This is a genomic window from Candidatus Microthrix parvicella Bio17-1 (genome assembly GCF_000299415.1).
Taxonomy (GTDB): Bacteria; Actinomycetota; Acidimicrobiia; order Acidimicrobiales; family Microtrichaceae; genus Microthrix; species Microthrix parvicella.
This window is the reverse complement of the sequence record NZ_AMPG01000001.1, coordinates 340,008-364,223: the sequence shown is the minus strand read 5'-3', so window position 1 is coordinate 364,223 and position 24,216 is coordinate 340,008. Positions and strand designations below refer to the sequence as shown.

At 66.9% G+C, this 24,216-nt stretch carries 19 protein-coding genes; 7 read left to right on the top strand and 12 right to left on the bottom strand.

Features of this window, described 5'->3' with window-relative positions; translation table 11 throughout:
• Positions 1-14: 14 nt before the first annotated feature.
• Positions 15-221 (top strand): hypothetical protein, encoded by a 207-nt coding sequence (locus MPARV_RS0101735; RefSeq protein WP_155852288.1) that lies wholly within the window; start codon positions 15-17, stop codon positions 219-221.
• 54 nt (positions 222-275) lie between these two features.
• Here the strand turns inward: MPARV_RS0101735 and MPARV_RS0101730 are convergent, their stop codons facing one another.
• From MPARV_RS0101730 to MPARV_RS0101710, 5 genes are all read right to left on the bottom strand, one after another.
• The gene (locus tag MPARV_RS0101730; protein ID WP_172636542.1) at positions 276-1,682 is read right to left on the bottom strand and encodes a wax ester/triacylglycerol synthase domain-containing protein; all 1,407 of its coding nucleotides are present in this window, start codon (positions 1,680-1,682) and stop codon (positions 276-278) included.
• Between the two features lie 34 nt (positions 1,683-1,716).
• A complete protein-coding gene (locus MPARV_RS20630) occupies positions 1,717-2,376 on the bottom strand; it encodes a phosphatase PAP2 family protein (protein WP_020377010.1) in 660 nt (219 codons plus the stop codon).
• Positions 2,377-2,467: 91 nt separating this feature from the next.
• The gene (locus MPARV_RS0101720; protein ID WP_020377009.1) at positions 2,468-3,289 is read right to left on the bottom strand and encodes a RecB family exonuclease; all 822 of its coding nucleotides are present in this window, start codon (positions 3,287-3,289) and stop codon (positions 2,468-2,470) included.
• Between the two features lie 364 nt (positions 3,290-3,653).
• Positions 3,654-4,592: an alpha/beta fold hydrolase gene (locus MPARV_RS0101715; RefSeq protein ID WP_020377008.1), complete on the bottom strand. Its 939-nt coding sequence runs from the start codon at positions 4,590-4,592 to the stop codon at positions 3,654-3,656.
• The gene (locus MPARV_RS0101710) at positions 4,589-5,776 is read right to left on the bottom strand and encodes an acyl-CoA dehydrogenase family protein (RefSeq protein WP_031277023.1); all 1,188 of its coding nucleotides are present in this window, start codon (positions 5,774-5,776) and stop codon (positions 4,589-4,591) included. Before MPARV_RS0101710 ends, MPARV_RS0101715 begins: the two co-directional genes overlap by 4 nt.
• 114 nt (positions 5,777-5,890) lie before the next feature.
• On the opposite strand from MPARV_RS0101710, the gene betB reads away from it, so the two are divergent.
• From betB to MPARV_RS0101695, 3 genes are read left to right on the top strand one after another with little or no spacing between them, the layout of a single operon-like run.
• Complete coding sequence (gene betB, locus MPARV_RS0101705; RefSeq protein ID WP_020377006.1) at positions 5,891-7,399, top strand: betaine-aldehyde dehydrogenase; 1,509 nt, start codon at positions 5,891-5,893, stop codon at positions 7,397-7,399.
• A 55-nt stretch (positions 7,400-7,454) separates the two neighbouring features.
• Complete coding sequence (gene betA, locus MPARV_RS0101700; protein ID WP_020377005.1) at positions 7,455-9,113, top strand: choline dehydrogenase; 1,659 nt, start codon at positions 7,455-7,457, stop codon at positions 9,111-9,113.
• A gap of 40 nt (positions 9,114-9,153) precedes the next feature.
• A complete protein-coding gene (locus MPARV_RS0101695; RefSeq protein WP_157789416.1) occupies positions 9,154-10,974 on the top strand; it encodes a CAP domain-containing protein in 1,821 nt (606 codons plus the stop codon).
• A 44-nt stretch (positions 10,975-11,018) separates the two neighbouring features.
• Here MPARV_RS0101695 and MPARV_RS20625 read toward each other — a convergent pair whose 3' ends face one another.
• The 5 genes from MPARV_RS20625 to MPARV_RS0101670 all read right to left on the bottom strand — a co-directional run bounded on the left by MPARV_RS20625 (position 11,019) and on the right by MPARV_RS0101670 (position 18,328).
• Complete coding sequence (locus MPARV_RS20625; protein ID WP_051011914.1) at positions 11,019-11,924, bottom strand: SDR family oxidoreductase; 906 nt, start codon at positions 11,922-11,924, stop codon at positions 11,019-11,021.
• 161 nt (positions 11,925-12,085) lie between these two features.
• Entirely contained in the window at positions 12,086-13,729 is a 1,644-nt protein-coding gene (locus tag MPARV_RS0101685; protein ID WP_020377003.1) for an RnfABCDGE type electron transport complex subunit D, read from the bottom strand.
• On the bottom strand, positions 13,726-15,345 hold the full coding sequence (locus tag MPARV_RS0101680; RefSeq protein ID WP_020377002.1) for a xylulokinase: 1,620 nt from the start codon (positions 15,343-15,345) through the stop codon (positions 13,726-13,728). The genes MPARV_RS0101685 and MPARV_RS0101680 overlap by 4 nt, the downstream gene beginning before the upstream one ends.
• Before the next feature lie 20 nt (positions 15,346-15,365).
• Positions 15,366-16,631, bottom strand: coding sequence for a saccharopine dehydrogenase family protein (locus MPARV_RS0101675; protein ID WP_081582029.1), 1,266 nt, complete (start codon positions 16,629-16,631; stop codon positions 15,366-15,368).
• Between the two features lie 35 nt (positions 16,632-16,666).
• On the bottom strand, positions 16,667-18,328 hold the full coding sequence (locus MPARV_RS0101670; protein ID WP_012230675.1) for an acyl-CoA synthetase: 1,662 nt from the start codon (positions 18,326-18,328) through the stop codon (positions 16,667-16,669).
• A gap of 119 nt (positions 18,329-18,447) precedes the next feature.
• Between MPARV_RS0101670 and MPARV_RS0101665 the strand changes: the two genes are divergently transcribed.
• The 3 genes from MPARV_RS0101665 (at position 18,448) to MPARV_RS0101655 (ending at position 20,753) form a co-directional block, all read left to right on the top strand.
• Positions 18,448-19,602, top strand: a complete 1,155-nt coding sequence (locus MPARV_RS0101665) for an acyl-CoA dehydrogenase family protein (protein ID WP_012230676.1) — start codon at positions 18,448-18,450, stop codon at positions 19,600-19,602.
• Positions 19,599-20,345, top strand: a complete 747-nt coding sequence (locus MPARV_RS0101660) for a class I SAM-dependent methyltransferase (protein WP_012230677.1) — start codon at positions 19,599-19,601, stop codon at positions 20,343-20,345. Before MPARV_RS0101665 ends, MPARV_RS0101660 begins: the two co-directional genes overlap by 4 nt.
• A gap of 147 nt (positions 20,346-20,492) precedes the next feature.
• Positions 20,493-20,753 (top strand): hypothetical protein, encoded by a 261-nt coding sequence (locus tag MPARV_RS0101655; protein ID WP_157789415.1) that lies wholly within the window; start codon positions 20,493-20,495, stop codon positions 20,751-20,753.
• Positions 20,754-20,766: 13 nt separating this feature from the next.
• Here MPARV_RS0101655 and MPARV_RS0101650 read toward each other — a convergent pair whose 3' ends face one another.
• Positions 20,767-22,386 (bottom strand): hypothetical protein, encoded by a 1,620-nt coding sequence (locus MPARV_RS0101650; RefSeq protein ID WP_020376999.1) that lies wholly within the window; start codon positions 22,384-22,386, stop codon positions 20,767-20,769.
• A gap of 5 nt (positions 22,387-22,391) precedes the next feature.
• On the bottom strand, positions 22,392-24,203 hold the full coding sequence (locus MPARV_RS0101645) for a glycosyltransferase family protein (protein WP_157789414.1): 1,812 nt from the start codon (positions 24,201-24,203) through the stop codon (positions 22,392-22,394).
• Positions 24,204-24,216 lie beyond the last annotated feature (13 nt).

Sequence of the window (24,216 nt, the reverse complement as noted above, 5' to 3'; positions counted from 1 at the left end):
ATAGACTGCCGGACGTGACCGAGACGACCGTAGATGATGCAGCCGCCACGACCACCGCCGCGACTCCCGAGACGACCCTGGCCGAACTCAAGGCCCTTGTCGACCGTGGGCTGGGCGACATCAATGATCGCAGGCTGATGCCTTCCGGCGAAGTGGCCGATCTCCTGCTGGATGTGCGGACGCTGCTCCGCCTGCTCGAAAGCGACACGCTGGTCAACTGACCGCTCGGTTTCACCGCAGCGAGAGGTCGCTTCAGCGGCCCGTCAACTTGCAGATCAGCTGGTGAGCGCCTCGAAGGCAGCCAAGATCCCGTCAGTAAAGTCTTTTGCGTTGTGGACCGCTGCGCTGTCGGTGTGAACGCCGATGTCCATCCTGCCTCGATAGCTCATGGTGGTGACGTTGACGGCTGCGCCGGTGAGCGGCCCAATCGGGTAGTTGGCCTCCACGAGCGCGCCCCCCATGAACGTGTCGAACGGCGCCGCCCGCAGGTTGGAAAGCACCAGGTCGATGTTGGAGGTCACCCATTTGCCCACCTGCGTCAGCACCGTGGTCGGCATCAGGCGGGCTCCAGCGGCCAGCGACCCCATGGCGGCCACCGACCGTTCGCTCTTGGCCCGGTTCATCACCTCGGCCACTGCGTGTAGGCGCTCCTCCGGGGAGAGGTCGGGTGAGGCCGGAAGGATGGTGAGGGTGGGTGAAAACAGGTTGCCGCCGGATGCGCCGTCTCGGGTGCTGATGGGTACTGCAGCACGGAACTCGGTGGGAACCGTACCTGCATCGATGTGCAGGTTGACCGCCGCCTCCACCACGGCGGTGGTGAAGAGATCGTTTACGGTCACCCCGGCTGACCGTGACGCGTCGATCACCCGTTGAAGGGGGAACTGGGTGGTGGCCAGCGATCGGTCCTGCGAGCGTTCGGTCCACAGCGGGCTGAGGCGCCGGTCGACGCTCCGGGCCTGGCGGGCCAGCGACCCGGCCACATCGATGACCTCGGCCCCTGTTTGGACCAGACGCGTGGGGTGTCGTACGTGATCGACCACCTCGCCGATGCCGGACACCGTCCAGTTCCATCGCTTTCTGGTCGAATGCCCAATGGTCTCCAACAGGTTGCCAAGTGGAAGCCCCCCACCGCTGGATCCGGTCGCCCGTTCCACCGGGGGCGGATCCGGGGCATCGCGTTCCAGGTCGATGAAGGCCATCGACATGCGCAGACCACCCTCGCCATCGGTCACCGTGTGATCCATGCGCTGAACCATCGCCGCCCGGTCCCCATCCAGGCCGGTGATCAGCACAAACTCCCACAATGGTCGGTCGCGATGGAGCGGCTCCTGGTCGAGGGCACAGGCAAACCGCTCCAGTCCGCCGGGTCGCCGGTACTCCGCCGGGAGTTCGGTCACCCGGAAGTGATGGTCGATATGGAAGTCGGCGTCCGGCCGCCAGCACGGTGCTGCGATGCGCGCCGGTGCCTCCTCCACCCACTGGTGCAGGCGGGGAACGATCTGCGCAGCCCGATCGAGCCGAGCCCGCAGGCGATCGATGTCGGGCACCGAGTCGAGCATCGTCAGGTTGGCAAACTGCGAGGTCAGCAGCGGGTCGGCCTCGAGCAGCCACATGAGGTACTCGAGGTTGTTCATCCGCTGGACCTGCGTACTTGACCGCTGCTCGCCGTCAACCTGTGCCATGGCTGCATGGTAGGTGGCGGTCCCGGGTGATGGCCTACCGATGAGCCCCGGAGGTCGCTCTTGGCGGTGTGTCGCCGGTGCGACGCGATTCAAGCGGAACGAGCCGAACAGCGATTTTGCCGATGGCGTAGCCGAACAGCCCGCCACCGATGGTGTCCAACATCCAATGAATGCCCACATGCACACGGCTGAGCGCCACGGCTCCGGCCAGGGTGAACCACACCTCCTTGGGCACGTCGCTGTCGTCGGACAGCAGCACGGCAGCGCAGAACGCCGAGCTTGAGTGACCGCTGGGGAACGACGAGGTGCGGGGCGTGCGCAGGCTCCATTCCCGAAATCGGGGGATGGGTCGCGGGCGGAGCACCAGGGCCTTGAGTGGTCCGTTCACCAGTGCCGATTCGGCGCCCAGCGCAGCGGCGAACCGGCCTGCCCGTTTCCAGCGATCCTGGCGAGGCAGCGACTGGGCTGCGCCAAGGACCGCCCACAGCACGCCATGGTTGGCCGCTTCCGTCAGCCCAAAGACCGTGCGATCCACCGGATCGTGACCGCGCAGCCGGTCCCACCACGAATCAATCCTGCCGTCGACGTGGTCGACCCACGCTGGAACGCCGATGAGCCCTGCCGATTTTGGCTCCGGTGCGGCCTTGACCGGCTCGCCAAATCCAGGAAGTGGAGGAATGACCGATTCGTTCATCGGAGTGATGGTACGCGTGATGCCGGGCCGGCTGAAGGGTTCGCACCGCAAGGCTCCCCGAGGGAGTCCCGTGGTGTGGGGAGCGCCACGGTCAGCTGGGGCGGGTGGGCTTGCTACCCAGTTCGACCGCCGCTTGAGCGGGGTCTCCGCCCTGGGTGGGGCAGTACTTGGCGAACGCGCACCAATTGCACAGCGGGCCTGGCTTTGGGCGAAAGTCCTCGTGCTCGCAGGCCCGCACGACCGCCGTCCAAATTGCGCCCACGCGACGTTCCAGCCCCTTGGTGGACTGTTCGCTTGGGGTGGCGATGATCGCCTGCGGGTTCTTCCCGAGAAACAGCAGCTGAACCCGGGCGGGTCGTCGGCCCAGCACCCGTTCACACAACAGCGAGTAGAGATGCACCCCGCCCAGCTTCGACTGCTCGTAGCGCTCGGAGGGTGGCCGCCCGGTCTTGTAGTCGGTGACCACCAGTTCGCCGTCGGTGGTGAGCTCCAGGCGGTCGATGATGCCGCGGAGGCGTGTGCCCGCGAGTTCGGTCTCCATACGCAGCTCGAGCCCTACGGCGTTGACCCGGGTGGGGTCCTCCAGCATGAAGATGCGCTGGGTCATCTCTGCGGCCTCTGCCTGGAAGGTGGCTTTGCCGGCGTCGTCCAGGCCCAGGGCCTGAACATCGGGATCGTCCCAGGCCTCCAGGGCGGCCTGGTCGAGGCACGCCGCTGCGGCATCGGGGGTGCGGTCGGCAGGCGTCAACACATAGAGATGCTCGAGCGCCCGGTGCACCAGCGTGCCCCGCTCGGCGGCAATCGATGGAGGCTCCGGCAGCCGCTCGACGGCCGAGAAGCGAAATGAGAGCGCGCAGTCGGTGAAGGTGGAGACCTTGGAGGGGCTCAGTGTTTTGGGCAGGTCGAACGCCATGAGGTCATGGTATGGGAGCCCGGTGACAGTGCCGGCCGAACTCAGCCGAACCGACACGATAGGGCTGCGAGAGGTCGCTGAGGGTCGCTCCGCACCAGGTAAGCGACGATGGCGACCCACATCGACCAGACGCCGGCTCTTGACCAGCTGGTCTGGCCACCGAGATGCTGCTCGGCGACCATGCCCAGGCATTGCCGGCTACGGCGGCGCTGAGGAGCACTTGGTGGACGGGGCCGACATGCTGAGTGCCGGTCCGGCCCGCACAGTAAAGCCACCCGCGGTCGATCTGGGTGTGATCGCTGTGACCCGGTCCACAGCGATCACACCCAGATCGAGCATGGGTGCCATCACTGCGGGCGCGCCGTCAGACCGGCAACAACGCTGCAGTGATCGAGCCGGCGATGGCGTCGGGCACCTGCATGGGGCCGAAGTGACCCAGGTCGGGGTGCGGCTCCAGCATGGCGCCGGGGATGTGATTGGCGATGTGGCCGGCAAAGCCCGACGGCGTGAAGCTCTCGACTCGTCCCAGTGCCACAGTGACCGGACGTTCGATCGAGGGCACCTCGCTCCAGAACGAATGCCTCGACCCCTCGACGTAGGTGCGGGATTCCACCTCGGGGGTGCAGCGCAGGCAGATCGGCCCGTCGGGTTGATCCGAGGCGGGGTCGGCCGGGGCGAACCCCCAGGTGAGGTAGGCCTCCATCGCCGCCGCCGAGAACACGTTGAGCGGGGCCTTGGTGGAGAAGTTGGTGCGGGCCACGATGCGACTGTCGAAGGTTGAGCGGCGGCGCAGGGCGCCGACCGCCAGCGGGCTGTCCTCGGGGTCGGGCAGGTCGGCTCCCGGAGGGATGCCCAGCTCCTCGGCGGGAGGAAAGATGATCGGCTCGTAGGCCCAAAGTGCGGTGAACAGCTCGGGGCGACGTGCGGCGGCAGCCAGCACGGCTGCTCCGCCCATCGAGTGCCCGGCGGCGCCGACCGGGGTGCCGGTGGCCTCGACGATGTACTCGGCGGCGGCGATGGCGTCCTCGGTAACCCGGGTCCACACCATGTCGTCCGGCTTGGCGGGGGAGTGGCCGTGGCCCCGAAAGTCGACCGCCCAGCACGAGGCACCGTCGGTCAGGTGGGCGGCAACCGGCTGCCAGATCCCGCCGGCAAACCCGGTGGCGTGGGCCAGCAACAGCGGCGGCCCCTCGCCGCCGAGGTGCCACAGCGCCAACTCGAGGCCGTCGGCCGACGTGATGATCGCGGTTGGGTGGCCGGGAGTTGGGTGACCGGGCAGCGGACGTCCGGTCTCGGCGCTCATGAGAAGGCAGCCTGGCCGGTGATGGCCTGGCCGAGGATCAGCGTGTGGATCTCGTTGGTGCCCTCGTAGGTGTACACCGACTCCAGGTTGTTCATGTGGCGCATCACCGGGTACTCCAGCGTGATGCCGTTGGCACCCAGCACCGACCGGGCGGTGCCGGCCACCTCCCTGGCCATGGCCACGTTGTCCATCTTGCCGAAGCTGACGTGCGGCGTGGCCAGGGTGCCGGCGTCTTTCATCCTGCCAAGGTGCATCGCCACGAGCGTGCCCCGTTGGACCGCCACCATCATCTCGACCAGCTTGCGCTGGGTCAGCTGGAACGACGAGATCGGCCGGTCGAACTGCACCCGCTCGCCGGCGTAGTCCAACGCCGCCTCGTAACAGGCACGGGCGGCGCCGCAGGCACCGAAGAGGATGCCGAATCGGGCCTCGTTGAGGCACGACAGCGGCCCCTTCATGCCTCGTACGCCGGGCAGCACCGCGTCGGCCGGAAGCCGCACGTTGTCCATGACCAGCTCGGAGGTGATCGACGCCCGCAGCGACACCTTCCGGTGGATCTCCGGGGCCGAGAATCCGGGCGTGTCGGTGGGGACGACAAAGCCGCGCACCCCATCGTCGGTGCCCGCCCACACCACGGCCACGTCGGCGACCGAGCCGTTGGTGATCCACATCTTGGTGCCGTTGAGGATCCAGTCGCCGCCGGGCTGCTGCTTGGCGAAGGTGCGCATCGAGCTGGGGTCGGAGCCGGAGTCGGGTTCGGTCAGCCCGAAGCAGCCGATTGCCTCGCCGGTCGCCATCGCCGGCAGCCAGCGCTGCTTCTGGTCCTCGGACCCGAAGGCCCAGATGGGGAACATCGCCAGGCTGCCCTGCACCGATACGAAGCTGCGGGCACCGGAATCGCCCGCCTCCAGCTCCAGGCAGGCCAGCCCGTAGGCGGTGGCGCTGGTGCCGGCACAGCCGTACCCCTCCAGGTGCATGCCGAGCAGGCCAAGCCTGCCGAATTCGAGCGCCATCTCCTTGGGAAACGTGCCGCGCTCGTACCAGTCGGCGACTTCGGGCAGGATCCGATCGCCGACGAACCGTCGGACGGTATCGCGCAGCAGAACCTCGTCCTGGTTCAACAGCGCATCCAGCGCCAGCACGTCGCGAGGGTTCACCTGGTGGGAAAGCGGCTGGTGACTCATGGCTCGCAGCGTACCGGTGGGTCCGCTCGCAGGGTGCCGAATCCTGCGTCGTCGGCGCCCGGCCGGCGCTGCGACACGTTCGGTGCCGAAGCCAGGACCGGTAGGGTCGGCCGTATGAGCGATACGCCCGGTGAGCCATCAACGACCGCTGCGAGCACGGCTGGAATTGAGGCGGAGGCCCAGCTCTATGTCGATGGTCACACGACTGGCGCCACCTCGGGAGAGCGGTTTCCCACGTTCAACCCGGCCACCGGCGCGGTGCTCGCTCAGGTGCATCAGGCGAGCGATGCTGACGTCGACCTGGCGGTTGCCTCGGCCCGGGCGGCGTTTCCTGCCTGGGCCGCCCGCACCGGCGCCGAGCGGGGACGCATCCTCAATCGGGCTGCGGCGCTGCTGCGTGAACGCAACGAGGAGTTGGCCCGCATCGAGGTGGCCGACACCGGAAAGCCGATCGCCGAGGCCTCCACAGTGGACGTGCTGTCCGGGGCCGACGCCATCGAGTACTTCGCAGGGGCGGCAGCCACGTTGACCGGCGAGCATGTCACCTTGGGCGACAACTTCGTCTACGTGCGACGCGAACCGCTGGGTGTGTGTGCCGGCATCGGCGCCTGGAACTATCCGATCCAGATCGCGTGCTGGAAGTCGGCTCCGGCGTTGGCTGCCGGAAACACGATGGTTTTCAAACCGGCCGAGCTGACCCCGTTGTCGGCGCTGGAATTGGCGGCGATCTATACCGAGGCGGGCGTCCCTCCCGGGGTGTTCAACGTGGTGCAGGGCGACGCCCGAACCGGACGGGCGCTCGTGGCCCACCTGGACGTTGCCAAGGTGAGCCTCACCGGTGAGGTGGGCACCGGCAAGGCGGTCATGGCGGCGGCCGCGGAAACGCTGAAGGCCGTCACCCTGGAACTCGGTGGCAAATCGCCGCTGGTCGTCTTCGACGACGCCGACGTCGACAACGCGGTTTCGGGTGCGCTGATGGGCAACTTCTACACGCAGGGCGAGGTGTGCTCCAACGGCACCCGGGTGTTCGTGCAGGCCGGCATCCACGATGAGTTCGTCGCCAAGCTGGTGGAGCGCACCGAAAAGATGGTGGTGGGCGACCCGCTGGACCCGACCACCGACGTGGGGGCACTGATCAGCGCCGATCATCTGGCCAAGGTCGCCGGCTATATGGCGGCCGGGAAGGCGGCCGGCGCCACCGTGGCCGTCGGCGGAGCCCGCCGCACCGAGGGTGCCATGGCCGACGGATACTTCGTGGAGCCCACCGTGTTTACCGAATGCACCGACGCCATGACGATCGTCACCGACGAGATCTTCGGGCCGGTCATGGCCGTCCTCGTCTTCGATGACGAGGACGAGGTGATCGCCCGTGCCAACGCCACTCCCTACGGGTTGGCGGCCGGCGTGTTCACCCGGGACCTCTCCCGGGGGCATCGGGTGGCGGCGGCGCTGCAAGCAGGAACCGTGTGGATCAACAATTACAACCTGACCCCGATTGAGATGCCGTTCGGAGGGGTCAACTGGTCGGGTATCGGGCGAGAGAACTCGATGGCGGCATTCGAGCATTACACCCAACGCAAGGCCGTCTATGTGGAGACCGGCGATGTCGAGGCGCCGTACTGATGAGCGCACGAGACCACAGCGTTCGCTTCTTCAGCGGAGGCAGGAGGATCAGCAGATGAGCACCACCAGCGACATCGAGTCGACCGATTGGGACTACGTGATCGTCGGCGGCGGCTCCGCCGGCTCCGCGTTGGCCAACCGTTTGTCGGCCGACCCGGCCACCAAGGTGCTGGTGCTGGAGGCGGGCCGTAACGACTCGAAGTGGGACGTGTTCATCCACATGCCGGCGGCGTTCTCGTTTCCGATCGGCAGCCGCCTTTACGACTGGAAGTACGAGACCGAACCCGAGCCCCACATGGGCGGGCGCCGGGTGTACCACGCTCGCGGCAAGGTGCTGGGTGGGTCATCGTCGATCAATGGGATGATCTTCCAGCGCGGCAACCCGATGGACTATGAGCGGTGGGCGGCCGACCCGGGCATGCAACGTTGGGACTACGCCCACTGCCTGCCGTACTTCAAACGTATGGAGACCACCCTGGCGGGCGGCGACGACTATCGGGGCGACGACGGGCCCTTGATCCTCGAACGGGCCGATGCAGCCAACCCGCTGTGCCAGGCGTTCTTCGAGGCCACGGGGCAGGCCGGCTACCCCCGCACCAGCGATGTCAACGGCTATCAGCAGGAGGGTTTCGCCGAGTTCGATCGCAACGTGCATAGGGGCCGCCGCCTCTCTGCAGCCCGGGCCTACCTCCACCCGGTGATGAGCCGGACCAACCTCACCGTGGTCACGCGGGCCATGGCCACCACCATCAACTTCGACGGTACCTGCGCCACCGGGGTCAACTTCACCGCCGGGCGCAAACGCCACACCGCCAACGCAGCCGAGGTGATCCTGTGCGGAGGCGCGTTCAACTCGCCGCAACTGCTCCAGCTCTCCGGCGTGGGCGAAGCGGAACATCTGCGGAGTCTCGGGATTGACGTGGTTGCCGACGTGCCCGGTGTCGGCGCCAACCTGCAGGACCACCTGGAGGTGTACATCCAGCACTCGTCGACCCAGCCGGTGTCGATGCAGCCTCACCTGTCCAAGTGGCGGCGCCCGTGGATCGGCCTCCAATGGCTGTTCCGCAAGGGCCCGGCCACCTCCAACCAGTTCGAAGCCGGCGGGTTTGTGCGCAGCAACGATGAGGTGGCCTACCCCAACCTCATGTACCACTTCCTTCCGCTTGCGATCCGCTACGACGGCACCACCCCAACCAAGGGGCACGGCTATCAGGTGCACGTCGGGCCGATGTACTCCGACGTGCGGGGCACCGTGAGGATCACCAGTACCGACCCGCGGACACACCCGGCGATCCGGTTCAACTACCTGTCGACCGAACAGGACCGGCGTGAGTGGGTGGAGGCGATCCGGGTGACCCGCAATATTTTGAGCCAGGATGCCTTTGGGCCCTTTGATGGCGGCGAACTCTCGCCCGGCCCGACGGTGAAGACGGACGAGCAGATCCTGGAGTGGGTGGCCAAGGACGCAGAGACGGCGTTGCATCCGTCGTGTACCGCCCGTATGGGTACCGACGAAACATCGGTGTTGGACCCGGACACGTTGCGGGTCCGCGGCACGCAGGGCTTGCGGGTGGTGGATGCTTCTTCCATGCCGTATGTGACCAACGGGAACATCTACGCCCCGGTGATGATGCTGGCCGAGAAGGCTGCCGATCTGATCCTGGGCAACACCCCGCTGGAGCCCTCCGATGTTGCCTGGTATCGCGCCAACTGACCGCAACCGTTCCTTGGTCCGGCGTGGGGCGATCGCGGCGGTGACTCTGGCGTGCGTGGCGCTGGCGGTGACGATCAACCCGGCGGGAGCGGAGGGCTCGACCCTCATCCCGGCTGTGGGTGGAGCAGCTCATTCGGCGCCGGTCCCGCCGGGGCGGATCGGCGTCGAGGACCGGGCAGCCGTCGAGGAGGACCTGGCCTGGTTGGTCAACCAGCGGCGTCAACAGGCGGGGCTGCGCCCCTTACTGCTCGCACCCCAGGTGATCCCCGCTGCTCGGGAGTGGGCACAGCATCAGGCGGCGGCCGACGGAATCTCGCACCGAGCCGACCTCAGCCCGTATCCCGGCTCGGTGCCAGGACTGCCGTGGGTCCTCACCGGTGAGAACGTCGGACATTCCGGATCGGCGCAGGTGTTGGGACCAGCGGTGCTGACCGCCTTGGACCAGGCCTTTTACGATTCCCCCAAGCACCGCGACAACGTGCTGGGACCCTACAGCCACGTCGCAGTCGGTGCCGTCGATGACGGCGTCGACCTGTACGTGACCGTTGCCTTCGTCGACTGGGGAGGGGCGAGCGTAGGAGGCGAGCGGTTGCCGGAATCGACGTTGCACGACACCAGATCGGCCCTCGACCGGGTTGAGGCCGTCGAGGGTGGTGTGCAGATCACGGGTTGGGTGAGCGACCCGGATGGAGACCCGTCGATGAACGCGTCGATCCGGGGGGATGCGACCAAACTTCAACCCGACGTGATCCGGTCCGATCTCCTTTCGGTTCTGGGTTCCCGCCCCGACCTGAAGAACGGGGTCGATCAGGTGGTGCCCGCCCATCCCGGCCCTGCGTCGGTGTGTGTCGAGGCACCCCCGGTGGGGTTCGGCAAGGGGACCGACCTGGGCTGTCGCGACGTGGTGGTGCCCCAGGGCTGGGATGGCATGATCGGGCCACCGGCGTCGGCCAAGGCGGTGAGCTTCGCAGCCACCGGTCCGCTGCCGGGAAGGGCCGACGGTGTTGACCCCACTGCCACCAGCACCAGCACCAGCACAACAACCGCCGCCGTCACCAGTACATCGGTCACCCTTGGGGCGCCGACATCGACTTCGACTTCGACTTCGACTTCGACTTCGACGTCCGCTCCCGCAACCGGTTCGTCGGTGCCGCCGAGGGACACGGTTGTGTCGAGGTGGTGGCTCGGTCGCTCTCCAGCCACGTTGCAGCACTACCCGAACGACGGCCATGCCTCAGCGCCGATTCTTGTGCACGCCGATCCGTTCGGCCGGCTGCACTGGAGCCTGCCCGACGGCACCGCCGCGGTGGCCAGGCCCCCCGGGGGAGCTGTCGCGCCTGGGACGCTCCCGGTTGACCTGGGGGATGTCGACGGCGATGGCGACGATGACCTGGTGGTGCTCGTTCGGTCCGACGATGGCTGGGCGGCCACCGGCTTCGAGAACGCCGATCCGTCCAAGCCGCTTCCGGTGGTGAACCTCCCACAGTCGGACGACCTTCGCGAGGTGCAGGCGGCGGTGCTTCCCGACCCGGTCGTCAAAGGAGCCTCCAAGCCACGTGCAGGGGAAATCCTGGTGGAACGCCTGGCGGTCACGGGCCGCACGGCAGACAGCTCACAAGTATGGGCCTCGTTGAGAGGCGCAGCGGCATTCCCATTGGGCGTGTCGGTGCCGCGCTCGCTGGTCGTCGACGTGGAGTGGTTGGATGCCGATGGCGACGGTGTCCCGGATGTGGTGGTGAGCTCGCCCGGGGGTTCGGCGGGAACCACCCGGGTTCAGCTGTTCACCGCAGCGGGCTTGTACCAACGGGTCGACGACACCGTCACCCGATCGGGCTCGCCGATCGACCTCGAGTCTCGGTAACAAGAACCCACAACGAGTTGCTTCCCAGAAGGTCTTGCGTGGGCTCAGTCCTCGGAGGGGCTCAGCAGGCCCATGAGCTTCATGAGCTCGCCGGACGGGTCGGCGAAGATGTCGTAATTGGAATCGTCGCGGATCGCTTCGAAGTTGTCGCGCACATCCTCCACGGTGTGGCCGGGCGAGAACCAGCCCTCGGTGAGGCCGATGAAGTAGCGGGCCACGTATCCACCGGCCACGGAGAACACCTCGCCGGACACCGGCACGTCCTCGTGGGCCAGCCATGCCACGGTGGGGGAGATGGCCTCTGGGGCCATCAGGTCGCCGGCGGCGCCAAACAGTTCCTCGGTCATGCGGGTCTTGGCGACGGGTGCAATGGCGTTGACCTTGATGTTGCGCTTGGCGCCCTCGTTGGCCAGCACCCGCGTGAAGCCAACCAGGCCCAGCTTGGCGGCGCCGTAGTTGCTTTGGCCGAAGTTGCCGAGCAGGCCGCTGTTGGAGGTGGTGTTGACGATGCGGCCGTAGTTCTTCTCGCGCATGATCTTGTAGGCGGGAAGCGTGGTGTAGAAGGCGCCGCGCAGGTGCACGTCGATGACGGCGTCGATCAGTTCCGGGGTCATGTTGTGGAACGTCTTGTCACGCAGGATGCCTGCGTTGTTGATCACGATGTCGACGGTGCCGAAGGCCTCGACCGCAGAGGCGACGATGGCCTCGCCGCCCTCGGGGGTGGCCACCGAGTCGGTGTTGGCGATGGCTTCGCCTCCCAGAGCCTCGATCTCGGCGACGACCTGGTCGGCGGGCCCATCCGCGTGCCCGACGCCGTCCAACGAACCACCGAGGTCGTTGACCACGATGCGTGCGCCGCGCCGGGCGAGCTCCAGGGCATGTTGGCGGCCCAGCCCACCGCCGGCGCCGGTGATGATCGCCACCTTGTTGTCGAATCCGAGATCAGCCATGTGTCGCTCCATGTGTCCATGTGGGGGGGGGGTGTGCTCTTCGGCACGTTGTGCCGACCAGCCTACCGACCACGGCTGGGTGTTCCGGAGTCGAGTGGCTGCCCTGAAGCCAAGCGGTCTACTCCGGTCCGCCGTGGCAACCCGATGGTTTCGACCGTCGGTCAGCTGCCGGGCAGGGTGGTCGGGTCGACCACGTCGACCAGCAGGTAGGAATCACCGGGCTTGGTCATGACGAACGCCGAGGAGAACTCGACATCATCGGCGGTGCCATCGGCGAGCACCGCAAGGCTGGGGAGTGCCTGAGGACTGTCGCTGGTGCGAACGATGGTCACCTTGGCCTCCTTCAGGCCCACACGTTGGCCCGGGGTGGGTGGGGTGCCCGCAGGCTCCTCAACGCCTGGGAGGCTGCCGGGCAGGTTGGTGCTTCCGGGCTCCGAGGACGTGTCGGTAGGCGTGGCGAGGGTGGGGTCGATGGCGACTCGGGCCGCCTCCAGCCGTGGCCCGATGAGCGCCGAAGCCAACGGTGCGGGTTCACCGGCGTCGATGGCCTCGGCCTCGATCACCAGATCGGCAGCCAGGTCGTTGACCAGTTGGTCGGCCTGGGCCTGGTCGAACCCGGGGATCAGTTCGGCCACCGAGGGGTCCAGGGTGGCCTTTGGCGGAGTGCCGACCAGTGATGACACGTCGGGCCGTGCAACCTCGGCTGCGGAGACGGGCGTCCGCTGCCCCATGCCGGCGCCGGTGAGCATGGCGGCGGCCAGCAGCACAGCCACCCCGGACATGGCTGCTGCGGTGACACGGGGGTGGCCCGGGCCGACTCGGTGTGCCAAGCGCCCAAGACCGGCCCGAACATCGTCGCTCGGGTCGCCGGGGCTTGGTGTGAGTCGCTCGATGAGTGGGCGGAACAAGCACACCAGCGTGAGGGCGCCGAGCAAGGCCACCTTGGTGGCGAACTCGGTGCCCTGAGCCGCCATGAGCGTGGCGGCGAGCAGACCGACGACGGCCCCGTAGACGGCGCCGCCCACCTTGCCCTTCGCCGCTGTGGGGGGGTCGGTGATCATGAAGAACAAGAAGATGAACACCTCTGGCGATGCGACGACGATCCACCACCAACTCCATCCGGTCACCGGGCCGACGCTCCAGCGGGCGGTCATCGAGTGGCCGGACGCGGCAACGATGGCCAACGACGTCGCGTAGGTGATGACGAACGGCCACACCACGCGCTGGGTGCCGATTCGTCGGGTCAGGGCCACCCCGGCACCCACGATGATCACGTAGGTCAGCGCCAGCCCCAACGACCATGGCCCCCACCAGAGGTCCTGCGGGTCGGCCAGGTTGGAGCCGAACAGGAGGAACGCCACAACCAACGCACCATTGGATGGGTTGAGCAGTGGTCGACCCCCGACCCGGGTGACGTACTTCGACAGCACGGCCACCGCAGCGGTGGAGGCGAAGATCGGCCAGCCCCGGGTGCTCCACCAGTCGCCGTGCTCGGTGCCCGGGACCCGCATGATCAGCGCGACGCCATTGCCGGTGAGCAACGCCGAGGCGGGCCACGCGATGATGCCCTGCTCCCACGCCACCAGCACCAGGTCGAGCCCCCCGGCAACGCCGATCGAGATCAAAATCTGGGCGATCGACAGGTTGAAGCCCAGCACGGTCTGGCCCAGGATCTGCACGCTGATGATCACCGCCGCCACCGCCAGGCGTGGGTCGCCCCGCCTTGGCAGCGCAACGGGATAGGTGCGGCCGAACAGGTCGATCGACGGGCCGTGGGTCGGCGGGGCCAGCACCTCGGTGGTCATCTCAGCTTGGCCAGCCGTGTGTACATCTTGGCTTCGATCTTATGCAGCTTGAGGAACTCGGCGTACATGGCGTCGTAGACGTGCCGGGTGGACGGGTCTGGTCGGAACACGCGTTCAACCGGCACCACCGAGGCGATGTCATCGGTGCTGATGAGGCCCAGTGAGACCCCGGCAAACAGCGCGGCGCCGCGTACGGTGGCCATCAGCGGGGCCTCGATGCGGTGGATGGGACGGTTCATCACGTCTGCGTGGATCTGACACCAGAGGTCGGACTGTGCGCCGCCCCCGACGCCCCGCAGCTCACCCAGCGACGAGCCAAGGAACTTCTCGGACTCTTCGAGCAGCCACCTCGCGTTGTGGGCCACGCCCTCGAGTACCGACCGGATCAGATCCGCCCGGGTGGTCGACAACGACAGTCCGTGGAATCCGCCTCGCAGGTTGGCATCGGCCACGGGCGACCGTTCACCGTTGAGCCAAGGAGCAAACAACACGCCGCCGCTGCCGGGCTCCGCCGTGGCTGCGACGGCGACCAGGTCCTCGTAAGACTCGGTGATCGGGGTTGTGAGGCCATCGGTGGGGTTGACCAGCAGCCCCCGTGCCCACTCGAGGCACACGCCTGCGGTGTCGTGGTTGTTTGCCAGCACGTAACGACCGGGCAAAGCGGCCGGGATGGTGGCCATCATCTTCATGAGGGACGTTTTCTTGGAGGGTGCGTGACAGCCGATCCACGCCGACGTTGAGATCGACACGTGTCCTTCGTAATCGCCGATCGCTCCAGAGCCGAGCGTGACGGCATGCAGGTCGGGAATGGCGGTCAGTACCGGGAGGTCCGAGGCGATGCCCATTACCGCGGCCACCTCCGCCAGCACGGTTCCCACCACCGAGCCGGCCGCCAGCAGGGGCGGCAGTTTGGCTGGATCCGTGCCCGCCAGGGCGACCAACTTGGGATCGTAGGAGCACGTGTCGTCTCCCCGGTTGTCGGTGAGCCACGACAGGGCCATCGAGGGGCGCGATGCCGCCACCCGGCCGGTGAATCGGCCAACGAGGTAGTCGAGGGGTTCGACGAAGGCTGCGGTCCGGTTGTACAGGTCCTGCTGATGGGTGGCCATGTAGAGGCGGTGGCCCAATGGATCGTTGCCCTCGGTGCTGGGGGCGCCACCCGAGCGGTGGATCCAGCGCAGTGCCTTCGTTGGGCCGAATCCCTCGATTTTGACCCGGCCCCCCACCTGCGCGGCTGCCAGGGCGGCGCCTCGGGTGTCCATCCACGACATGCAGTCGCCCACGGCATGGCCGGTGGCGTCCACCGGTACGGTGGATCCCCACTGGCCGGTAACCGCGACCGCCACCAGGGCCGCTGCGGCCTTGGGGTGAGCTGCGGTCAGTTCGGCAGCGCCGTCGGTGACCGCGGTCCACCATTCGTCCGGCGATTGGGTGGCGGTGCCGTCCGAGGCCACCTTCGGCTCCACCCGGCGATAGGCGGACCCGATGATCGGACCACCCAATGACACGAGCGCGACCTTGGGGCCGCCAGTACCCAGGTCCACCGCCAATACCACCGGATCGTCAGGCCCCGGCGTTGTGGAGGATGCGGGGTTGCTCGGTGTCGAGATGGTCATCAAGTTGCTCCGTTCAAGGCTCAGCCCAGCGCCATCGGGATGATCTCGGTGGTTCCGTCCGGGCTGGTGTGTTCGATGGTTAAAGGGATCCCTGCGGCGCCGTGTCCGGCGCCGGCGCGACCGATGCCGAGGGTGCTCACCACGGTGCTCGCCAGATTCAGAATGTCGTCAACCGGCACGATCGCCTCGGGTGGATACACGCCCGGAGTCTCGCCGAGGATGCCTCGTTGCATCAGGGCTGCGCCAAGCGCCGCCGGTATGCCGGTGCCTTCGCCCGCACCCGCCCCTTGTGAGTTCAATGAACACACGTAGGTGTGGGGTTCGCCATCGACCACGCCGGTCACCTGCACGCGCAGGCAGCCGCCCGGCTCTGTGACCCCGGCCTCCGCGAGGAGGCGTGGCCGTTCCCGCTGGAGTAGGGCAACGGTGGCGTCGATGGGGGCCACCTGCACCTGCGTGCCGGCGGTGTCGAGCAGGCTGATCGGCCGATCGTCGGCCATACCCGAGCGAACCAGCGCCTGGGTCATGGCGAAGTACGCCAACGGATACACCGACCCCAGGTTGGTGGCCCGGGTGAGGGTCGGGAATGCCGCCGGCAGCGTGATGGTCTCGGGGTGGGGGTAGGGGTGAACGACTGTGGGGCCAACACCGGCAAAGTCGATCTCACGCACATGGCGCGCCCCGTCGTCGTCGAGCTGATGGACCTCGACGAACTCTCCGTCGATGAACAGCGGCACCGGGTCGACCATGGCGTGAATGCGGTGCTTGAGCACCGCGGCACCCTCGCTGGTTTCGCCGCCGTGTACGTGGCAGATCTCGGCCGTGTGCAGCTCGTCCAAGAGCTGTTCGGCGCACATCTTGACGAAGATGTTGGCAAGGCCGGGAGAGTTGCCCATGCCGATCAGGGCCGTGACTCCGGCCGACCGTGCGTCGTCGTCAAGTGCCATCATGGCCCGGGTGGCATCTAGGTCATCGCAGATGTCCACGTAGTTCACCCCGGCCTCGATGGCGGCGGCCAGGGTGGGTGGACCGAACCGGTAAAACGGTCCCACGCAGTTGAGCACCACGTCGGCCCCGCCAAGGAACGACGCCAATGCGGCCTGGTTGGTGACGTCCACGGTCGCCGCCGCCAGGCGAGGGTCGCCGAGCTCGTCGATCACGGACCTGACTGCCTCGGGCCGGGCATCGGCCACGACGATCGAGGAGCTGTCCGGCAATACCGTCAAGGCCTCGACGGCGACGCGACCAACGCCGCCTGCACCTCCCAGCACGACAATCGATCCCATTCTGGTGCTCCCTGGTCGTTTCGGCGGAGTGGGGTTCAGGCCCCGACGTGCTCAGCGGCGTAGGACTTCCAACGCTTGTAATCCACCTTTGCGTTGGGCGCTCTGCCGATACTGTCCACCACCAGCACCGTGCGGGGGGCCTTGTAACCGGCCAGCGAGTGTTTGGTGTGCGCCACCAACTCGTCGGCGTCGATCGAGCTGCCTTCGGTTGGTTGAACAACGGCGGCGATCGTCTCGCCGAAGCGGTCGTCGGGCACGCCAACGACCACGGCGTCGTACACGCTGGCATGGGTCTTCAGCGCCTCCTCCACCTCTTCGGGAAACACCTTCTCGCCCGCCGTGTTGATGCACACCGACCCGCGGCCCAGCAGGGTGATCGACCCGTCCGCCTCCACGGTGGCCCAGTCACCTGGGCAGCTGTAGCTCTTTCCGTCGATTTGGATGAACGTTGAGGCCGACTTTTCGGGGTCCTTGTAGTAGCCGATCGGCACGTGGCCGCCGACGGCCACTCGGCCCCGCTCTCCCGAACCTGGTTCTACGTCGCTACCGTCGTCACGGACCACTCGGGCGGCCACCCCGAGTGCAAACGAGGCTGTGTCGGCGGCTGAGTCGCCGGCGGAGACCGACTGGCCCAGCCCGATGGCCTCCGATGAGCTGAAGCTGTCGATCAGCATCATGTTCGGGTGATGTGCCAGCAGACCCAACTTGGCCGACTCCGACCACATCACCCCCGACGAGGTGATCAGCACGATCGAGCTGATGTCCCAACGATCCGGCTCGGCGTCCAGCGCGGCCACAATCGGCTTGGCGAACGCATCACCGACGATGGTGACTGCGGCGATCTTCTCCTGCTCGACGACGTCGAGCAGCTCGGGGATGTCCAGATGTCGGCTGGGAAGGCACACCACCGACCCGCCATTGGTCAGGTACATGTTGGCGGTGAACCAGCCGGTGCCGTGCATCAGCGGGCAGGCCGGCAGCCCGGGAGCCGCGGAGGCGCCGATCGTCTCCAGCGCGGCGTCGTATCCGGCGGTCTCGCACTCCTCGCCCAAAACCGGGTTACCGGTGGCGCACAGGGCGCGGATCAGGTCGTCCTGGCGCCACATGGTGCCCTTGGGCATGCCGGTGGTGCCACCGGTGTAGATCATCAGAATGTCGTCCCCGCTGCGCCCCCAGGGGGCCACGGTGTGGCCATCGGTTTCGGTTGCCGCCGCCACCTCGTAGGGAAACGCCCAATCGGGGCAGGGGCCCGAGCCGTCGTCCACCCACAGCCAGGTCCGTGCGGTGGGAACGCGGTTGCGTACCGCTGCGACGCGGTCGGTGAAACAGCCGTGAAACACGATGGCGACGGCATCGGCGTTGTCCCAAAGGTAGGCGAGCTCGTCCTCGACGTACCGGTAGTTGGTGTTCACCGGAACCAGCCCGGCCTTGTAACACGCAAACGTGGTTTCTAGATACTCCGGGCAGTTGTACAGATAAACGGCGACCTTGTCCTGGTGCTGGGCCCCTTGGTCCAGCAGGTGACGGGCCAGCCCATCGGCACGTCGGTCGAACTCGCTCCAGCTGATTCGGCGGTCGCCTTGGACCTGGGCCTCGGCATCCGGTTGTTTTGATGCAATCCGTTCCCACAACTCGGCAAAGTTCCATCCGGCCATGCTGTCCCCCAACGTGTCGAGCTCCTTCGATTCTCTCAGCATAGGGGCGCAGGGAGGAGGCCAAGAGTGGCGGCCGCCGGGATGCGGTGCCCCGACGAAGGGCATCACGGGGTGTTCGCCCACCCGCGTCCGACGTCGGGCCCCGGGCTACGGTTTGGCTGATGGACTTCAACCTCCCGGGGAAGGACGACCCTCGGCGCCAGGCGGTGCGTGCATTCCTGGCCGAGCACCCTGCGCCCTCCGGGCCTCAACTGGGCGATGCCGGCTACATGGTGCCGCACTGGCCTCGACCCTGGGGCCTGGGCGCCGACCCGATCCATCAGTTGATCATCGACGAGGAGTTCCGGTCAGCCGGGGTGAGGCGTCCCCCCAACCCCATCGGGCTGGGTTGGGCCGGGCCGACCCTGATCGAGGCCGGCACCGAGGAGCAGCAGCAGCGGTGGCTCCACGGGCTCGTGTCCGGAGAGGACCTGTGGTGTCAGCTGTTCTCCGAGCCGGGTGCAGGATCGGATTTGGCGGCGATCAGCACCGTGGCCGAGCGTGACGGCGACGAGTGGGTGGTGAATGGTCAGAAGGTGTGGACCAGCCTGGCCCACCATGCCCGTTGGGGCATCCTGATCGCCCGCACCGGGCCGTCGGTCGAAGCCGCGCGTGACTCCGACGGCGGCGATTCCAAACACAGTGGCATCACCTACTTCGTCTGCCCGATGGACGCTGAAGGTATCGAGATCCGCCCGCTGATCGAGATGACCGGCGCCCATACCTTCAACGAGGTCTTTTTCACCGACGTGCGTTTGCCCGACGCCTACCGGGTGGGGGACGTCGGCCAGGGCTGGTCGTTGGCAAAGATCACGCTGGCCAACGAGCGCGTGTCGCTGTCGTCCGGCGGCGTGCTGTGGGGCCAGGGGCCGCACACCGAGACGCTTTTCGACGAGGTCCGGGCGGCCGGCGGCGTCGTCGACCCGGTGATGCGCCAGCGCCTGGCCCAAACCTGGATCGAGGGTGAGGTGCTGCGCCTCATTCGTATGCGGACGATCTCGGCGGTGGTGGCCGGGAAGAGCCCGGGGCCGGAGGCGTCGGTGCGTAAGGTGGTGGCCGATGAACACGGCCAGGCGGTGATGGAGTTGGCTAAAGACCTTGCCGGTCCGGCCGGCATGCTCACCGACGGCGGCCCGCTTGGCCGGTCGGTGGCGCTGTGGCACTACGGATACCTGTTTGCCCGGGCGCTCACGGTGGGGGGTGGCACCGGCGAGGTGCAACGCAACATCCTGGGGGAGCGGGTGCTTGGCCTGCCCCATGAGCCGAGCACGTCATGAGCGGCGAATCGACGGTGAGCGGCAAATCAACGGTGATGGCCATTCACCGCAGCGGTGTCGTGACCGATGCCGAAGGGACCGAGTACCCGATTCGACCCATGTCCATCCTGGAGGTCGAGGGCCGGGCGCTTCGAGATTTCATGGTGCAGCGTGGCTACTCCCAGAGCCTGGAGACCGGGATGGCCTACGGCGTGTCCACCCTGTGGCTGGCGGACGCAGCGGCCAGGGTGGAAGGCGGCCATCACATCGCCATCGATCCACGGCAGCACAGCGGGTACCACTCGATCGGCATGCTCAACGTCGAGCGAGCCGGGCTGAACAACGTGGTCGACACCTACGTCGAGTCGTCGGAGTTGCGCCTTCCCAAACTGGTGGAGGCCAAGACCAAGCTGGACTTTGCCTTCATCGATGGTCGGCACCTGTTCGACTCGGCGCTGATCGACTTCTTCTACGTCGATCGCATGCTGCGTGTTGGCGGCGCGGTCGCTCTGCATGACCTGTGGATGCCCAGCCTTCGCAAGGTTGCGGGGTTCATTCGCCAGAACCGCAATTACCGGCTGGTTCCGGTGGACTCGGTGTCTCAGCTTGGGTTGCCGCTTCGGGCGTACAAGGTGGCGAAGCGTCTTCGAACCTCCACCCTCGGGCGCGATCGATCGGGTTTCCGGGCCCGGGCGGAGAACCTGTGCGTCCTCGAGAAGGTCGCCGGCGACGATCGCCACCACGAGCATTTCGAGCCGTTTTAGCCGACCGACCGGGTTCGACCTGTTCACAGCGTCGGTGGTGCCGTCCGGGCGATGGCGACCACCGCTTCGAAGCGGGCGTGGCTCGATGGCTACAGTTGGAGCGGCTCTGAGCGAGTCGACCTGACCCCGAGACCGAGCGGAGCATCCGTGGCAGCCCCCAGAATCATCACCCCGGCCGACGAAGCCCGCGACATCACCAAGAACGACATCGTCGAGCTGATCGAGGACCTGCCGGGAGTCCCCGCCGGTACGTTGGGCAAGGTGTTGATGGTCACCGGATTCACCTGGATCCGCTTCAATGTGCTGTTCACCAACAGCGTCAACGTCGGCCAGATCGACCGGGCAAAGCTCCGCCTGCTGACCAAGGCCGAGGCCAAGGCGGCACGTAAGGCCCGACGCGCCGCCTGAGCGGTTTCTCGCACTACCCCTGGTCGAGATCACCCAGTTGGCGCCGGTGCCATTCCTCGAGCGGCAACGGATACCAATACGCGGGGCATTCTTCGAGCGGCCTGAGTCGCTTCAACGATTCGAGCAGCGCCGTTGTGTAGTAGCGCTGCCCTGGTTGTTGCGCAAGGTCGTACAGGTCGTTTGCCAGGTCGCAGGTTTGGTCCTCGTCGGGTGGCGAGGCGAACAGGTCGTCGATGCGGCCGTACAGCATGTTCGGGCTGATGCTTCGTGTCTGCGCAATGGTTCCGGTGTTGAGAGCGAACTGCACACCGGCGAGCAACGCCACTGCGGCGACGGCGGCCCTGAGTGCCTGTCCTGAGCCGCTTCTCGAAACGTGCTCGATGAGCGCCCACAGCAGAGTGGCGATGGCGAGAAACCCGAAGATTCCATCCCGCCATGGTGTCTGAGGGTCGAAACCGATCCGTTGCTGGCTGACGCTCAGTGCACTCATCGATGCGGCGGCCGCCCATGCCGTGAGCATCACCACCGTGACCACGATCGAGGGGCCCGGTGCTGGGGGCGCCGAGACCTCGTCGGCGCCGGCGAGGTCGGCCCCACGATCGGCCCCATCTTCGATCCCGTGTTCGGCCTCGACCCCGGGTTCCACACCATCGTGCTCTTGGCGGGTGGCCCACATCGCAGCGAGCCCGACGCCGCCGCCAACCGCAATGGCCACGAGCGCGCCGGCGACCGTTGGTTGCTCCCACCCCATCGACCAATACGACTGCGGCACTGCCGACAGCAACCGTCCCGCCAGGGTGGGTGCCGCCCGCCCCGTCACCGCCAACTCCGACCCGGAATAGCAGGCCTGCTCGGCGCAGGCCCGGGCGATCATCACACGAATGGGGAGGAACACCAATGAAAAACCTGCGATGAGCGGAATGCAGGATGACCATGATGCGCGAAGAAGCCCGCTTCGTTTCTGGAGCACCCGCAGGCCCACGATGGATACCGGCACAGCGACCACCACCACGTAGGCCAGGTCGTAGAAGCATGCGCATACTGCGCCGAGCGACGCACAGCACCCGGCGAGCCTCCATCCGCCCTGGTTTGAAAAGCGGAGGGTGAAGGCACTGGCAAGGCAGACCAACGCGACGCTCAACAGGCCCTGGGTCGGGAAGAAGACGAGGGGTTGGTAGCTCCATGTTGCAAGGGTCGCAACAGCGGCGGCGCAGGCCACGAGGCCGATCGAACGGGTCAACTGCGGTCGGAGGTGTCGGCCGCTGGTTTCGACCGCCCGCCAGAGGACGACGACCGCAGCCACCGCCGCCCACAGCGCTGCCGTTCTGACCACGGCGTGGATGGTGGGCAACGGCACCGCGAGCGTGTCGGCGATGGCTTTCGAGTACACAAATTCGAACGAGTACGCGATTCGGCCCAGCGGTCGGATATTGCCGAGGTCGAGGAATGGGCGGATGTCCTTGAGGTTGCCCATGACGATCTTGATGGGGTTCAGGCCATATCGCACGGTCATGGTGTACGGATCCCGCATTTCGTCCGCGAACCGGGGGGCGGAGAAGTAGACGAGAAACGGAATCGACACGCCGATCACGGCAAGCACCGATTCGAAGGATCGACGTCGGGTTGAGGACATCACCGTCAAGGGCGCACGAACACCTGGTAGGGACGGTGGACCGGCCCAAGATCCTGAGGCTGCCATGCGGCGCAGCCGGTCCATTCGGCCACGACGCGTGCCGCCGCAGTGCGTTCATAACCAATGCGCAGGTAATCGGTCACGATCACCACGTCGACATCGGAATCGGCAAGGTCCTTGAACGCTTCCTGATGGGACTTCTGGGACATCGTGGGCTCCCAGTAGGCGTCAGCTCGGTCGGGCCGCCGGATCCCCGGGGCCATCTGATACAGCATGGGCATATAAGGGATGGTCATCACCGTGTCGCCTGGCTCCACGCAACCGCCTGGCTTGGCGAGGTCCTCGTTGACGAACGAAGCGACCACTCCTGCTTGCCGTCGAGTCCAACTGTTGTTGTTCCGGGGGTTCGGCGTGGCATCGATGGCGACGGCCTGCACCCCAAGAGCCAGGATGACAACACCGGCAAGGGTCGCCTTTGGAAGCCGTGGCACGAAACGGTTCCACAGGTCGTCGGTGGTCAGCATCACGGCGCCGAACATAAAGGGAACGACCGGCAGCAGGTAGCGGGTGTTGGTCGACAGGACGGCGCCGCCCCGCGCCGCGGCCGTGGCGAACAGCAACAGGCTGCCGAGGTACATGGCGCCCACGGCGCTGCGGCCGAGCAGGGTCGCGTCTCGGCGTCCCTTGCGGTACAGGCCGAGGGCCACAACGATGGTGCCAACAAACATGGCCGCCTCCAGCACCGACATCGCCACCAGGCCATAGGACGGGTCGATCCAGCTGACCGGCCCCTCCAACGACAGCGGGTTGTGCAGTGAGTTGAGGGCGCCCTTGAGGAAGTCGGCTTGGAAAAGACGGCTCTTGTAAAACGAGGCGAACTCCGACCTGGTTCCCCGAACCGCGAACTGGAGCCAGAGTTGGAAGGCGATCGTCGCAGCGACGAGTCCGGCCCCCACAAAGAAGGTTGGACGGAGCCGACCCGCGGTCGATCGCACCTGTTTGCTCCACTGGGCCTTCGTCGAGGTTCGGTTCAGGTCGCGCCAACGCAGGTCAGACGGTTCGAGCGCCTGGAGCAGATACAGGACGGTTGCGACGTGAGCTGCGATGAAGGTGGGTTTGGCCAGCGCAACCGCGAACGCCACTGGGAACAACAGCAGCGCCGGTGACCGGTTGCCCAGTACCCGCCGGGCGGTCAACAACAGCGCCACCCCTCCGGGGATGGCCAGTGCGTCGTTGTTGATGAAGGCGTGCGACATCGTGAAGTTGGAGGCCCCCACGATGGCCAGTGCCCCGGCGGCGGCGACCCATGGCGAGACCTTGAGCGCGCGGGCCAGCCACAGCAGCGAACCCACCGTGAGCACGGTGAAGATGAGGCCGGCGACCCGGTACGTGTCCACGAACGGATCGAGGTTGGTCACCTTGTCGACCACCTTGGCGCTGAGGGCCAGCGGCAGGTAGTAGATCGGCGTGTGTTGGGCCTGGTGGGACGGGGACTGCAAATCGAACTCGCTGATGAACTCCGCGCTGAGACACTCTTTTCGAGAACCGATCGGATACCCCGGGTCGGCCGTACTCCCAAGCAGGCGATAGCGCTCGCAACGCCACGCCGAGGTCATTCCCGGCGACATGACGTCGTCGTGGGAGGCGAGGTGGCCTTGGCGAAGCCGCTCGGCATGGGTGATGTGGGCTGACTCGTCCACGCCGAGTCCCGGAACCTGAAGGGCGACGAACCCGACGTACCCCACTGCGAACACCACTGTGAGCAGGGCGACGAGCAGGCCCCAACGTGGACGGAGCAGGTATCGGAGGCCCGCCACTGGACCGTCCACT